Genomic DNA, 14,789 nt, shown 5'->3' with positions numbered 1-14,789 from the left:
GTCGAGATTAGTCCATTGAGATAATTCGACACCCCAGTATGTAATCGCCGCTGTTGTCTTCCAGCCTTTGACTGTGAACGACTTCAGCGGTTGCTTTTAACGATGGCACGCCACCTGCTGAAACAATTTCCGCTGTTAACTGCTGCCCTTTCTCAAGCTCCACCGGTACTTTCAACGACAGTCCTTCTGCACTTAAATCCAGACAAACCGCATTAAAAGACTCTAACTCACCAGATTTATCAAAAGTCACCTTGGCATCTGCGTTTATCGACATTCGCATAAAGTTTCGGTTGTCATTCGACTCAAGCATGCGTTTTCCCAACTGTTATTAAAGTGTAAATGTCACTTCAGTTTTAGCACGCTTTGGCCGATAAAAAAACATTGTTAGATAACAAGGAACCGTCATCATGGTTGAAGCCAAATTTTCAATAGGACAACTTGTCACTCATTCGATATATGGATACCGCGGAGTGATTATTGATGCCGACCCACAGTTTACCCTGTCTGACAGCTGGTATGACAAAATGGCGACGACGAAACCATCAAAAAATCAGCCCTGGTATCATATTCTGGTAAACAACTCGTCTATTCAAACATACGTTAGCGAGAGTAGCCTGGAAATGGACTTATCTGAGCAAGAGATTCAACACCCAATGGTTGATTTGGTTTTCTGTGGCAAGTCTCAGGGTCAATATAAGCTTGCTGAAAACCTTAACTAAAGTTGCCCCGTAGAGCTGCTGTGGTTACCATTGAGTGACACTAAGACACAAGGAATTGGGCATGGCAGAAGAAACCATATTTTCTAAAATTATCAACCGTGAAATTCCGGCGGATATTGTTTACGAAGACGAAAAAGCACTCGCGTTTAAAGATATTAACCCGCAAGCGCCTGTGCATTTGCTGATTATTCCGAAAGAGCCCATCGCAACCGTTAATGACGTTGACGAAGAAAATGCCCATTTAGTGGGTCACTTATACGTCGTTGCATCAAAGCTCGCCGTCCAGTATGGCTTTGCAAAAGACGGGTATCGTTTAGTCATGAACTGCAATGAGCACGGCGGCCAAACCGTTTATCATATTCACCTGCATTTGCTAGCAGGTAAGCCTCTTGGCTGGCCTCCGTACACAGACACCCTAAAACAAGGGTAATTTAAGGACGGTATCTGGGGTCGAGAATTCTGTCGACTAACCAACTGTCCCCATTTTGGATGAGTACAACATCGCGGCTGTCCTTGTTGTACTCGCCTTTATACTCTCCTTCAAACAATACAGTTGCCCGAAGTTCATCCGAGTGATTTAAATAGTCACCCAGCGAATCGCTAACCACTTCCAGCTCTACTTTGTCGTAATAGCGGCCAAGCACATAGCGTTGAACCGAGCTTACCGCCGCATAATGGCTGATAAGGTCAACCATTCGAGGTGATGCAAAACGTTTGGCTTTTTCGAGATCTTTCTCTTCATAAATGGCCTGATAAAACCCCTGAATGACCTCCGTTGGCGTTGCTGTATTCAAGTCAACGGGCTCTTCATCGCTACAGGCGCTTACTCCAACGAGAGCACCGACCATTACTAAACCGGCTAACAGCTTTTTCATTTTATTCTCCCTTTGCGACACCTTCCCTGCGCGGGTCAGCTGCTCCAATTAATTTGCCACTGTCAGTTAGGGTTATACCATGTAAACCACTATTTAAATCAAGCACTTTGACATTGTGCCCGCGTTGTTCAAGCGCTTCTTTTAATTGACTTATGTCTCGTCCTTTTTCAAGCGAGGTATAGTCATTTCGGTTAGTGACATTCCCCAGGTTTATAGCGTCCTGAATATCCATATTCCAGTCTAGAAGAGCCACCAGACTTTGGGTCACATAGTTAATAATGCGGCTTCCGCCGGGAGAGCCAATAGCATGAAGAACCCGTTTTCCGCTCTCATCAAGCACAATTGCTGGTGCCATAGAGCTGCGTGGTCGTTTACCCGGCTCAACTCTATTGGCGTATTTGTGCTCTCCGTCATCTGGCGCTAATGAAAAGTCAGTTAGCTGGTTATTCAGTAAAAAGCCTCTTGCCATAACGGTTGAACCGAAGCCCATTTCAATACTGGTTGTCATCGAGATCACATTGCCTTCATTATCCACAATAGAAACGTGGCTAGTATTAGGCAGTTCATAAGCGATATCTTGCTGGTATTTCGGCAATAGCTCACTACCTGGTTTCGCTTTACCTAAATCTTTATCGCTAATCAGTTCAGCTCGTTTGGCTAAGTAACTCTTGTTTAACATAGCCTCTACTGGTACATCGACAAAATCACTGTCGGCTATCCATTGGTTTCTGTCCGCAAAAGCTAACTTAGACGCTTGCGTAAACAGATGAACAAATTTCTCACTGTTCGGCTGTAAATGACCGATATCAAAGTTCTCGAGAATACCTAAAGTTTGCTGTGTAGTAATACCGCCTGAGCTTGGCGGCCCCATACCGCATACCTGATACACTCGGTACTCACTACATACGGGTTCACGCAGTTTGGCTTCGTAATTTGCCAGGTCTTCTAAGGCTAAAACACCCGGCTCAATTGGGCTATTTTGTACGGCCTCGACTATGTCTTTAGCAATTTCGCCTTCGTAAAAGACATCAACACCTTGTGAGGCAATCAAACTGAGGCTATTGGCATATTCTTCATTTTTCAAAAGCTGACCTGCTTTTAGCGGCTCGCCGTTTGGAAAGAAGTAATCACTGGCGGCCGGCATTTTCTTAACGCCCGGGTTAATTTCAAGTTCGACAAGTTTGGCAAGCCGGGGAGATACCTCAAAGCCTTGTTCCGCCAGCTTAATCGTGTCGTCAAACAAGCTCCCCCACTCTTTTTCGCCCCACTTAGAATGGGCTAACTCAAGCCCTCTCAAAATACCCGGGGTACCGACAGAGCGCCCACCAACGACTGCATCTATCCACTTAGGCGGCTTACCGTTTTCATCTAAGAACAGTTCTTCTGTCGCTGCCATTGGCGCCGTTTCGCGAGCATCAATGGAGTACAGCTTTTTAGCCTCATTGTCCCAATACAAAATAAAGGCGCCGCCACCAATACCAGACGATTGCGGCTCGACAAGCCCCAGCATTGCCTGAACGGCTATGGCCGCATCTACTGCTGAACCACCTGTTTTTAAGACGTTATAACCCGCATCAACCGCATGAGGGTTTGCCGCTGCAACCATAAATTCATCGGCTTTTACTGACTGCTTTTGTTGAAAACCGGTCGCCGCTTCAGGCTCTCGTACTTCTTGCTGCTGTGGCTGACAAGCGCTAACGGCAAGCACCGCCGCAACCAGTGTGGTAACGCGATATTTCATATAACCTCATTCATATTCACTTTTAATTGCCCTATCATACGAAGCTGAGTTTGCGCACGCAATGAAAAGGACGCTAGATGCACTATTTAAATCGGTACTGGGTTGGTCTTGTTCTTGTTTTAGGCATTTCCTGTGTTTTACAGCTGTTGCCACAGTGGCATCAGCAGCTAAGTTTTCACAGTGAAACTGTTATGTCACAAGGCTGGCCGCTAATTACCACCCACTTTATTCATTTAAACTGGACTCATGCATTGTTTAATCTTGCAGGCCTGACGCTCATTGTGGTTATTTGGCGGGAATACTGGAATACGCGCTGGCTCGTCAACGCATTACTATTAAGTTCAGCAGCGACGTCTCTTATTTTGTGGTTACTGCCTATTACCATTATTTTTGTCGGTTTGTCCGGCGTTCTGCACGGGCTCCTGGGCTATTGTTTAATAAAGGACATTAAAGCCGGTAAAAAGTGGATGTGGCTTATTCTTATTGCGCTTATTGGCAAAGTCGTAGTTGAGTTATTGGGGTGGCAGCCTGACCATTTCGTTGGTCAGCACGTAAGCTACATACATGCAGCCGGTTTATTAACCGCCTTATTGCTTTATAAACTAGAACGGCGCCGTTTGAGCGACGCCGTTCCCCATAAAGACTAAGCCTAGTTGCTTACTTTAGGTTTTCCTCAAACAGTTTGAAAATACGACGGTATTCGTTCAGCCAGCTTTCTGGCTGACGGAAACCGTGGGGTTCGACCGGGTAAATAGCCGTTTCCCAGTCTTCTTTCTTCAGCTCGATTAAACGCTGTACCAAACGTACGCTGTCCTGGAAGAATACGTTGTCATCAATCATCGGTGAATTGATAAGCAACGCATCTTCTAAGCCTTCGGCGAAGTAAATTGGCGAACTGCGGCGATAGGCTATAGTGTCATCCTGTGGCAGGTTCAGAATGTTCGATGTATAACCGACATTGTAGTGTGCCCAGTCAGTGACCGGACGCAATGCAGAGCCAGCCTCAAACAGTCCAGGCTCTTTAAACAGCGCCATAAAGGTTAGGAAGCCACCATAGGAACCACCGTAAGTGCCAAGGCGGTCACCATCGACATTCAGGTTGGTTTCCAGATAGCTCGCTACATCGACTAAATCTTCTACTTCCGGCGTGCCCATTTGGCGATAAATAGCCGTACGCCAGTCGCGTCCGTAACCTTTGGAGCCACGGTAATCAAGATCCGCAACCACGTAGCCGTGCTTGTTCAGCAGGCTATGGAACATAAACTCGCGGAAGTAACCAGACCAGCCCATGTGAGCATTTTGCAAATAACCCGCACCGTGGATAAACACCACTGCCGGATATTCTTCTGCTCGCTCAGCATCAAAACCTTCCGGCGTGTAAATACGCGTATAAATAGGTTCGTCCACATGACTCGACTCTACCCCGACAACATCCGGCGCCGTCCAGTCTATGCTCAGGAACTTCTCTGACACCGTATGCGTCACGCGTTCAGGCGCATCACTGGCGTTAGCCTCTTTATGATAAAGCTCTGGTGGCATAAGCGGCGTTGAATGCGTCAGAATGAGTTCGTCTGCTTGCGGGCTCAGCTCAAACGCGGTCATACCGTCTAAATCCGTCATGGCTTCTGGCTCACCGCTACCGTCGGTTTTTACTCGATACACTTCGTAAATGCCAGGATGTTCAATGTTCGCCTGAAAATACAGGTACTCAGCGTCGTTGCTTAACTCAGCGGTTTCGACAACATAATTGCCTTCAGTAAGCTGCTGAGTGTCTCCGTCCAGCGGCTTCACATACAAATGCGAATAGCCATCGGCTTCAGACATGAACCACAGGCTGTTGTCGTTTAACCAACCAAACTCGTTATGGGTATAGTTAATCCAGGCATCATCGTGCAGACGATCCTGAGGCACTAATTTTTTGCCAGCGAAATCTACGGTCGCAATCCAGCGATCTTTGTTGTCCCAGGCTTCCAGCATAACCGCCAACTCAGTGCCGTTGTCATTCCACTGAATAGCGCCATTTTCCCAGCCCCAGTCGGCCATCAAATGAATCGAACGTGGTTTTTCTTCCGATTCATAGTCTTCGCCACGCGCTTCGTAGTTCTCACGCTTAACGTCAGCTAAAACGTCTTCATTCCAGCCCGGTAACGTATTGTAAGTCAGTGCTGTGTCAGTGTGGTTTTCCAAATCCAGAATCACTAACTGATCTTCATCCGGCTGCGCATCAGCAACACGGCGACGTACCTGCTCGCTGGATATACGACCGTCTTCGTTAATATAGTTTGGCATGATATCGCCGTCTTCACGCCATTTGTTGGGTTCGCTAATCGCCGCAACAATTTTATCGCCGCGAGGTGATAAGCGTGCCTGAACTAACTGCTTCGACTTATCCAGATAGAAAGGCTTAGGTGCTAAGCTTGCGTTTTGAGACTGCAGCTGCTGTTGACGTTCAAAACGCTCTTCCGCTGCTTTGCGCTCTTTTTGCACGTACTGAATAAGCTGTTGTTCTTCTTTCGCTAAGTAATCTTTTGGCTCTTCATTAGCTTTTGGCGCATCTTCAAACTTAATGGAGGCAACCTGACGCGTCAGACCAGAGTTAACATCAACCACATAAAAGTCATTGCCCTGCTGATAGCTTAAAGAACCGTCGGTCATGGCTTGTAAGTTATGCTGGCGGGCTTCGTCACGGGTCAATTGCTTAACGCTGCCATCGCCAAAGCGGGCAAACACATTGCCCTCAAAAGTGTAGGCCAGCCAATTACCAGCAACTGACTGCTCTTTTTCATCCGCCACGTAAAGGTGATAGTCCGACAGTGCCACTTTGGAGGCTTCGCCTTCAGCATTTTTGATAATCATCAGGTCACGAATGTCACTTCCTTCGCGCTTCTGATAAAACAGAATATGCTCACCGTCCATGCTCCAAAAAGCATTTTCCGGAAAGCGACCCATCCAGTCAGGGTCAGCCATAATCTGTTCCATGGTAAGTTCTGCAGTGCCTTGTGCGGAAGCTAGCGGGTCAGCACTTAACGTTTGTACCTGTGGCGCCGTTACATTGGTTTTATTTGTATTTTCATTTGCAGGGGTTGTAGATGCGCAAGAGGCGGCCATTAATGCCGCCCCTATTGCCATCACTAGACGTGATTTAACCATTTAGCTATTCCTTATTGTGCGTCTGGCTGATTCTCTGGGCGTGCCTGTTGAACCGCAGTTAATTGCTGTAAACGGTCATGCACTGCCACAAGCGTTGGATAATTATCTAACGGTACCTTAAAACGCTCGGCATTGTAGACCTGCGGTAACAAGCAGATATCCGCTAATGTTACCGAATCTCCATAGCAATAATCACCTGCGGTTTCGGTCAGGCGCTGCTCAAATGCGGTGAAACTCTGATGAACCCAATGATGAATCCAGTCATTGCGTTGTTCGTCACTGCAATTAAGTTCGCCAGTAAGGTATTTCAGTACCCGCAAGTTTGTGATCGGCTGTAATTCGCACGCGAGATCATAAGCCAAAGCTCTTGCCCGCGCCTTATCAACGGTAGCACTTGGCAATAGCGGATGTTGCTCATAGCGTTCATCCAAGTACTCAATAATCGCTAACGATTGATTCAGCGTGACTTCGTCGTCGACAAAGGTCGGTACCAGACCGGCCGGGTTTAACTTTCGGTACTCAGGAGTGTGTTGTTCACCACCATCCTTGACCAGATGCACTGGATGGTATTCAAATTCTAATTCTTTTAAATAAAGCGCCAGTCTGACACGAAAACTGGCGCTAGAGCGCCAGTATCCATAGAGCTTCATCATTCTGAAGGTCCTTTATATTCAACCACTTTCTGATCAATTGCACCGAAGATAGATTCGCCATTGGCATCTTTCATTTCCATATGAATAGTGTCGCCAAACTTCATAAACTCAGTCGTTGGCTTGCCATCACGGATAGTTTCTATCATTCGAACTTCGGCGATACAGCTATAACCAACACCGCCTTCTTCTATTGACGTACCGTGGTCTGTACCTTGTTTATTCGACACTGTACCCGAACCAATGATAGCGCCCGCACCCAGGTTACGAGTTTTAGCGGCATGCGCAACTAACTGACCAAAGTCAAAGGTCATGTCTTCACCCGCATTCGGCTTACCAAACGGCTTGCCGTTATATTCTGACAACAGCGGTAAGTGAACTTTACTGTCTTTCCAGGCACTGCCTAGCTCGTCCGGTGTTACCGCCACAGGCGAGAACGCAGACGATGGTTTACTCTGGAAAAAGCCAAAGCCTTTGCCGAGCTCGCCCGGAATAAGGCCACGCAACGACACATCGTTAACCAACATAAGCAGTTTAATGTGGCTTGCAGCCGACTTCGCATCGACACCCATAGGTACGTCGTCAGTGACTACAGCAATTTCGCCTTCAAAATCAATGCCCCACTCGGTGCTGCCCATCTGAATTTCATCGTGTGGACCTAAGAAGTCATCCGAACCGCCTTGATACATCAATGGATCTTCCCAGAAACTTGGGGGCATTTCGGCACCACGAGCTTTACGCACCAATTCAACATGGTTCACATAAGCACTACCGTCAGCCCACTGATACGCGCGAGGCAGTGGCGACTCACACATGACTTGCTCAAACGTCACTTCACCATCAACGCTACCTTTATTCAGTTGCGTGTAAACGTCATTAAGCTTTGATTCAACATCGTCCCAGTTATCAATAGCTTCTTGCATACAGGAAGCAATAGCAGGTACTGCAACTGCTCGAGTTAAGTCCTTGCTAACTACCATTAACTGGCCGTCACGCGTTCCATTTCTATAAGTGGCTAATTTCATAAGTTGTTATTTCTCCTGCCAGCTGTAGACATAATCTGGATTTTCGACCTTCATCGCCGCGTCGCTCATTTCCAGCGAATCGCGGGTATCCAGCATGACTGCTACTTCGTCAGTGAATTTCTTTTTGTGTTCCAGACCCGCATTGAAAGCTTTCGGGTGTGGGCCATGGGTAAACCCTGCGGGATGGAAGGTTACCATACCACGGTCGATATTATCGCGACTAAAGAAGTCGCCTTCGTGGTAGAACAACACTTCGTCATAATCATCGTTATTATGATAAAACGGCACTTTAAGTGCGCCAGGGTCAGACTCAATAGGTCTTGGCACAAAAGTACACACCACAAAACGCTCAGCAACAAACGTTGTGTGTGCTGACGGCGGTAAGTGGTATCGGTGACTCATAAGTGGCCGTATGTCACGCCAGTTCAAACGCACAGGTGCTAAATCACCGTGCCAGCCAATAGCATCCAACGGGTTATAAGGATAAGTAATAACGCTGACTTGCTGATGACGCTTAACGTACACTTTCCAGCTGTCTTCGCTGTACTGTGCTTTAAACTCGTCATCAATGGCAGGCGTATCCAGAACCGCTGGGTCGAATACCGCATGGTTACCGACAATGCCCTTCTCTGGCAGCTGATACGAACCATTGGTGGTTTCAATCATCAGCAGTTCCATTTTTTCATCAGGTTCAAGACGCCAATTGGTCGAACGTGGCACTAAGAAATAGTCCCCCTTAACCAGATGAATATGGCCATAGTCACAATACAAATGACCGCTGCCTTCATGCACAAACAACAGGTCGTCGCCGTCGGCATTGCGCACCAAATACGGCATATTCTCAGTACAGTGCCAAATACGGAACTTACAACTGCTGTTTGACAGCAAATCCGGCGTCAACCACGGATTTTCCGGCGCTTGCTCGGTAAGCTGATTAAAGTCGAAGGCACGCGGTTTCAGCGGACCTTCCCATTCCGACCAACCGGTCGGCGCATGTTGATGATGGAAATGTGTCGCAGGGCCAAAAAAGCCGCTGCGACCCGCTTCGCGCTCATAAATGGCCTGCTCCGGAAAGTCAGCATGGGCTTGTCGTGACGACGTCCCTTCCTGCTTCGGGAAGCTGATCCATTTACGCATCGTCTAATACTCCTCGGCGAATTTGGTCTTCTTCAATGCTCTCAAATAGCGCTTTAAAATTACCTTCACCAAAGCCTTCGTTACCTTTACGCTGAATGATCTCGAAGAATACCGGACCAATAACGGTTTGCGTGAAGATTTGCAGCAAAATACCGTCTTTCATTGGCGCACCGTCAATCAGAATGCGTTGCTTGCGTAGCGCGTCAACGTCTTCGTCATGGCCTTCAACACGCTCGTTTATTTTCTCGTAATAGGTGTCCGGCGTGTCCATGAATTCCATGCCGATTGAGCGTAAGTCTTCGACGGTTTTGTAGATGTTGTCCGACGTCAGTGCAATGTGCTGAATGCCCTCGCCTTTGTATTCGCGCAGGTATTCTTCAATTTGTGATTTGTCGTCGTGCGACTCGTTAATTGGAATACGGATTTTGCCGCAAGGCGCAGTCATTGCACGGCTTAGCAGACCTGTCAGCTTACCTTCAATGTCGAAGTAACGGATTTCGCGGAAGTTGCCAATGCGCTCATAAAAGCCTGCCCAGGTATCCATGTTGCCGCGGAATACGTTATGCGTCAGGTGGTCAATTTCATACAAACCTGCCGCATGGTCTTTCATTTTACCTTCCCAGTTATCATAGAAGTCAAAATGTTGCTTATAGATTTCGTGGTTCTGGTAATTATCAATGAAATACAGTGCACTTTCACCAATACCGAAAACCGCAGGAGTGTTTTCAATAACACCTTTGTCGTCCGGAAACGCTTTCGCACCATTCTCTAGTGAATGCTTTAATGCGTGGCTAGCATCTTTAACACGCCAAGCCATACCACAAACACTGGGACCGTGGTCTTTAGCAAACTCTTCTGCCTGACCACCTGGTTCAGCATTTACAATAAAGTTGATGTCGTTTTGTTTGAACAACCAAGCTTGCTTTGACTTGTGCTTAGCCACTTCAGTAAAGCCCAACTTATCGAACAGATCTTTTAATGCGTCGATGCCTTTTTGATCCGGAGCCGTGTACTCAACGAATTCAAAACCATCGGTATTTAGGGGGTTCATGACTTGCTCTGACATTATTACTTCCTCTTGTTATTCGTTTATTAACACTAAGACTGTAGCCGTAAAGGTGTTAACAATGCGAATTCAAACCGGAAATAGTGCCGAGCGCGGGAATGTGCATTATTGTAAAGTAGTTGTTACAGGATAAACCTTTGCTCTATATCAAGGTTTACCCTGCTATTTTTGTAAATTAAAATTTACAAGGTGCTTTTTTTGGCAGGTTAAGTTTACGATTAATCTTAGTCTTTGGGTTTACGAGCCCGCCCTTTGCGTTGTTTTCCAATACCATAGTCTCTTAGTTTGTTCGCAACGGCCGTATGCGACAGCCCTAACCTCTTGGCTAACTGGCGCGTACTCGGGTAATTTGGATACAGCCGTTTCATAATATGACTTTCGAACTGCCTCAACGCCTCTTCCAGCGTAATATCTTCAATATCAACCGCCAGACGCTCGTCGTTTCGCTCCAGTTCCGGTAACCGAATGTCTGCCGGCTCCAGTGTCTGCCCTTCCAACATAGAGACGGAACGGAACATCGTATTCTCTAACTGACGTACGTTGCCCGGCCAATGATAATTTTTGAGCCTGTCTTTCGCCGTCCGGCTTAATTGAATTTGACTGCGCCCTAACTTTTTACACGCCTGAGCAACAAAGTGCTCGGCCAATAAAATAATATCCGCTTTGCGCTCGCGCAGCGGCGGAACGGTCAAAGCCAATACGTTTAAGCGATAATAGAGATCTTCACGGAACTCACCATTTTCAACCAATTCGAATAAGTTTCCTTGCGCTGTACAAATCACCCGAACATCGACACTCACTTCCTGCTCTTCGCCAATGCGGCGAAATACACCGTCTTCCAGGAAGCGTAGTAACTTAGCTTGCAGGCCTATCGACATTTCACCCACAGAGTCGAGTAAAACAGTTCCACCGGCGGCCTGTTCAAGCACGCCAGTTTTTTTCGCGCTTTGCGCACTTAAGCTGCCCTCACCATGACCAAAAAGTTCGCTCTCAGCGACGTTGTCAGGCAACGCTGCGCAGTTTATGGCGAGAAACGGCTTTTCATGTCGTGGGCTGGCCAAATGGCAAGCTTTCGCAAGTAGTTCTTTACCAACTCCCGTTTCGCCTTCTAATAGCAGAGGCGCATCAAGTTCGGCCATACGTTGCGCATCGCTGATAACACGTTTCATTATCGGCGTTTCCGTTAGTAAGCGATCAAACGCAGCTTTATTACTGGCTTGCTGCCAGTTCTCGGTAACAGGCTCTGACTTACAGGTCATTACGGCACCCGCAAAGACTTCTGAGCCCTCTTCGTCATTGACCCAAATAGGCAATAGCTGAGCGTAGTATTGATCACTACCTATGGTCACAGCTTCATAAATAGGCATTTTTGGCTGTTTATCCAGCCAGCGTTGTAGCGAAATCCCCTGCACAAACTGAGACAGCGGTTCCCCTTTAAGCACATTATGGCTGTCCGAGAGTAGTTTTAAACCCGCATCGTTAATAATGTCGATAATGCCTTTGGTGTCTATGGATAACACTGGATCCGGTAACGTAGAAAGCAGCAGGTTAAACTCGTAATGCTCACGCTCGAACGGCATGTAAGGAATGGTTTTTACGTCTTTAACATTAGGAATACGACGAATTTGCGGCATTAAATGACGAAAATCATCAAAGTCTAACTCGGGGAAATTCAGGAAAATTTTCCCTTTAGGGTCAACTTCAATGCCACGTAGGTCAATTTCGTGATCGCGAAGAATTTGCAGGACATCCTGACAAATACCAAGCCTGTCATCACAGGTAATTTCTAGCCGCATAACACCTTGCTTCACCGTCTAAATGTAAAGCAAATGATACACTAAAGGTGGGCATTTAAAAACAAAAAACCCCGGCCATTTTCACCAGGGTTTTATTCGCATTTTAGTGGAAGCGAGTATCTAGGCGTCCAGAACCTTGTCGGTCTTCGCAGCCATAATAAAGTCGTTCTTATGCAAGCCATTAATAGCGTGCGTCCACCACGTTACTGTCACTTTGCCCCACTCGGTAATTAGCTCTGGGTGGTGCTTTTCTTCTTCAGCAATATCTCCAACACGGTTAGTAAATGCCAGTGCCTGCTTAAAGTTTTTAAACTTGTATTCACGTTGTAACATCATAACGTTGTCTTTGGTGACTGGCGTCCAATCCGGAATTTCACGCATTAACTCTTTTAGCTCGTCGTCACTCACTTTGGGTGCGTCAGCGTGACAAGCTTCACAACGTTCCTGATCTAATTGTGCCATGTAACTTTACTCCTCGTTGTTCTTTATCGTTGGCAAAAGCTAAGCTGCATCTTTCGGTGGAAACTTCGGTTCAAACAAGCCGAGCTCCATCGCTTCATGTACAAGTGACATGATATCCATGTCAGAAATTTCAAACAGCTCATCAACACTTTCTATGGTGTAGTAAATGGGCTGAATAATATCAATGCGATACGGCGTTCTCAGTGCATCAAGGGCTTTTAATGGTTTGCGCTCTGGCTTGTCGCTGTTAACCGCATACTCGGTTTCCGCCGGCGACGATAATATACCACCACCGTAAATACGTGTGCCCTCTTTAGTTTGCAGCAGCCCAAACTCAACCGTAAACCAGTACAAACGAGCTAAATAGACACGTTCTTTAGGTGTTGCCGCATACCCCAGTTTACCGTACTGGTGGGTAAAGTGAGCGAACGCCGGGTTGGTTAATAACGGACAGTGTCCAAATATCTCGTGGAAGATATCCGGCTCCTGCAAGTAATCAAACTCTTCGCGAGTTCGAATAAAGGTGGCGACCGGGAACTGTTTATTCGCCAGTAAGCGGAAGAACTCGTCAAACGGAATAAGAGCCGGCACAGCGGCGACTTGCCAGCCAGTCTCACGCTCTAACACCTCGTTCAACTCATGCAACTGCGGCAGACGATCTTTCGGTAAGTTGAGTAATTCAAGTCCCTTCATATACTCGTCACAAGCCTTACCCGGAATGCATTCTAACTGACGCTCAACGAGATCTTTCCATATCGCGTTTTCTTCGTCAGTCCAGTGAATAATACCGTTCTCGTCCGGTTGCTTCGATACGTATTGACTTTCTTTACCCATAATCCAACCTTGTTGCTTCCTCATTAAATTTTGATAGTTATTGTTATTATTAGTTCAGAATTACGCTGACTGCTGCAACCGCGCTTTACACGCATCCAGCGCTTGCTCGATGTCAGCGATAATGTCTTCTGCGGCCTCTAGGCCGACAGCAATGCGAATGAGCGTATCTGAAATGCCTGCTTTGGCCCGTGCTTCAGGTGTATACGGCGAATGCGTCATCGAAGCTGGGTGTTGAATTAGCGTTTCAGCGTCTCCTAAACTGACGGCCAGCTTAATCATGCGTAGTTGATCCAGAAAGTACCGCGCCATAGCTTCATCGCCGTCAAGCTCAAACGCAATAACGGCGCCATTGGCCTTCATCTGGCGTCCCATTAACTTCTGAGCGCTATGGTCCGGCGCACCAGGGAAATAGATGGTTTTAACGTCACTGCGCTGAGTTAAAAACTCATAAACCTTATTGGCATTTTCGCAGTGACGCTGCATACGCACATCCAGGGTTTTTAAGCCACGCAAAATAAGCCAGGCATCGTGCGGGCTAATGGTCGCTCCCATATCTTTTAATGTCGTGCTTTTAATAGTGGCTATGTCTTCTGCACTACCACACACAACACCGGCAACCACGTCACCATGGCCGTTTAAGAACTTAGTGGCACTATGCACGACTATGTCCGCACCATGTTGCTTGGGCTGTTGTAATAGCGGGGTCATAAAGGTGTTGTCGACAATCAGTCGAATGTCTTTGTTCTTAATAACAGCGTGTACGGCGTCAATGTCGACCGTTTTTAAATGCGGATTCGCGGGTGTTTCTAAAAACACCAGACGCGTGTTGTCTTTAATGGTAGACGCTAAGAGATCGGTATCCGTTAAGTCGATAAAGTCAGCATGAACACCGAAGCGTTCAAACAGTTCGCTGAATAACGCAAAACTACAACCGTAAATAGCGTCAGAAACGACAATGTGGTCGCCCGCTTTAACGAACGCCATAGTCGTTGCCGCAATCGCCCCCATACCGGTTGCTGCAGCGGCAGCGGCCTCATAGCCTTCTAACTGAGCCATGCGTTGCTCAAGTTCGTTCGTGGTTGGGTTACCCAAACGACTATAAATATAACCCTCTTCCTCGCCGGCAAACCGACGTGAACCCTGTTCAGACGATGCAAAGGCAAACGTCGATGTTTGATACAACGGACTGCTTAGCGCACCATACGGATCATCATGGTTAGCGCCAGCGTGAATCACCTGAGTTGCAGGTTGCCACTTATTATTAGAATTGTTGTGGTTGCTCTTAGCAGACATACAAATTTCACTCATTTGTCAGTAAAATGTTAACGAGCAAC

General features: G+C 47.0%; 15 protein-coding genes. 3 read left to right on the top strand and 12 right to left on the bottom strand.

Going from position 1 to position 14,789, the window contains the following annotated elements; genetic code table 11:
* Nucleotides 1-7: 7 nt before the first annotated feature.
* Nucleotides 8-310, bottom strand: a complete 303-nt coding sequence (locus CWI73_RS01410) for a PilZ domain-containing protein (protein ID WP_126751219.1) — start codon at nt 308-310, stop codon at nt 8-10.
* 97 nt (nt 311-407) lie between these two features.
* On the opposite strand from CWI73_RS01410, the gene hspQ reads away from it, so the two are divergent.
* Together hspQ and CWI73_RS01400 are read left to right on the top strand one after the other, a co-directional pair.
* The gene (hspQ, locus tag CWI73_RS01405) at nt 408-719 is read left to right on the top strand and encodes a heat shock protein HspQ (protein WP_126751218.1); all 312 of its coding nucleotides are present in this window, start codon (nt 408-410) and stop codon (nt 717-719) included.
* A gap of 61 nt (nt 720-780) precedes the next feature.
* A complete protein-coding gene (locus CWI73_RS01400; RefSeq protein ID WP_053953553.1) occupies nt 781-1,149 on the top strand; it encodes a histidine triad nucleotide-binding protein in 369 nt (122 codons plus the stop codon).
* Nucleotide 1,150: 1 nt separating this feature from the next.
* Here the strand turns inward: CWI73_RS01400 and CWI73_RS01395 are convergent, their stop codons facing one another.
* Nucleotides 1,151-1,594: a hypothetical protein gene (locus CWI73_RS01395; RefSeq protein WP_126751217.1), complete on the bottom strand. Its 444-nt coding sequence runs from the start codon at nt 1,592-1,594 to the stop codon at nt 1,151-1,153.
* A gap of 1 nt (nt 1,595) precedes the next feature.
* Nucleotides 1,596-3,335, bottom strand: coding sequence for a gamma-glutamyltransferase (gene ggt / locus CWI73_RS01390; protein WP_126751216.1), 1,740 nt, complete (start codon nt 3,333-3,335; stop codon nt 1,596-1,598).
* 77 nt (nt 3,336-3,412) lie between these two features.
* On the opposite strand from ggt, the gene rrtA reads away from it, so the two are divergent.
* Nucleotides 3,413-3,982, top strand: coding sequence for a rhombosortase (rrtA, locus tag CWI73_RS01385; RefSeq protein ID WP_053953550.1), 570 nt, complete (start codon nt 3,413-3,415; stop codon nt 3,980-3,982).
* 10 nt (nt 3,983-3,992) lie between these two features.
* On the opposite strand, the gene CWI73_RS01380 is transcribed toward rrtA, so the two are convergent.
* The 9 genes from CWI73_RS01380 to megL form a co-directional block, all read right to left on the bottom strand.
* Complete coding sequence (locus CWI73_RS01380) at nt 3,993-6,485, bottom strand: S9 family peptidase (RefSeq protein ID WP_126751215.1); 2,493 nt, start codon at nt 6,483-6,485, stop codon at nt 3,993-3,995.
* Between the two features lie 11 nt (nt 6,486-6,496).
* Nucleotides 6,497-7,135: a maleylacetoacetate isomerase gene (gene maiA, locus CWI73_RS01375; protein ID WP_126751773.1), complete on the bottom strand. Its 639-nt coding sequence runs from the start codon at nt 7,133-7,135 to the stop codon at nt 6,497-6,499.
* Nucleotides 7,135-8,160 carry a fumarylacetoacetate hydrolase family protein gene (locus CWI73_RS01370; RefSeq protein ID WP_126751214.1) on the bottom strand — a complete coding sequence of 342 codons (1,026 nt, stop codon included), beginning with the start codon at nt 8,158-8,160 and terminating at the stop codon, nt 7,135-7,137. The genes maiA and CWI73_RS01370 overlap by 1 nt, the downstream gene beginning before the upstream one ends.
* A gap of 6 nt (nt 8,161-8,166) precedes the next feature.
* Nucleotides 8,167-9,297: a homogentisate 1,2-dioxygenase gene (locus CWI73_RS01365; protein WP_126751213.1), complete on the bottom strand. Its 1,131-nt coding sequence runs from the start codon at nt 9,295-9,297 to the stop codon at nt 8,167-8,169.
* Nucleotides 9,290-10,363: a 4-hydroxyphenylpyruvate dioxygenase gene (hppD, locus tag CWI73_RS01360; protein ID WP_126751212.1), complete on the bottom strand. Its 1,074-nt coding sequence runs from the start codon at nt 10,361-10,363 to the stop codon at nt 9,290-9,292. The genes CWI73_RS01365 and hppD overlap by 8 nt, the downstream gene beginning before the upstream one ends.
* A 224-nt stretch (nt 10,364-10,587) precedes the next feature.
* The gene (tyrR, locus tag CWI73_RS01355) at nt 10,588-12,159 is read right to left on the bottom strand and encodes a transcriptional regulator TyrR (RefSeq protein WP_126751211.1); all 1,572 of its coding nucleotides are present in this window, start codon (nt 12,157-12,159) and stop codon (nt 10,588-10,590) included.
* A gap of 120 nt (nt 12,160-12,279) precedes the next feature.
* Entirely contained in the window at nt 12,280-12,621 is a 342-nt protein-coding gene (locus CWI73_RS01350; protein ID WP_053953544.1) for a 4a-hydroxytetrahydrobiopterin dehydratase, read from the bottom strand.
* Nucleotides 12,622-12,660: 39 nt separating this feature from the next.
* A complete protein-coding gene (gene phhA / locus CWI73_RS01345) occupies nt 12,661-13,455 on the bottom strand; it encodes a phenylalanine 4-monooxygenase (protein ID WP_053953543.1) in 795 nt (264 codons plus the stop codon).
* Nucleotides 13,456-13,515: 60 nt separating this feature from the next.
* Nucleotides 13,516-14,748, bottom strand: a complete 1,233-nt coding sequence (megL, locus tag CWI73_RS01340) for a methionine gamma-lyase (RefSeq protein WP_126751210.1) — start codon at nt 14,746-14,748, stop codon at nt 13,516-13,518.
* Between the last annotated feature and the right edge of the window lie 41 nt (nt 14,749-14,789).

This window comes from Idiomarina piscisalsi, assembly GCF_003987095.1.
GTDB lineage: Bacteria > Pseudomonadota > Gammaproteobacteria > Enterobacterales > Alteromonadaceae > Idiomarina > Idiomarina piscisalsi.
Note: the sequence above shows the minus strand (reverse complement) of the source record. Positions and strands in the feature narration are given on the sequence as shown.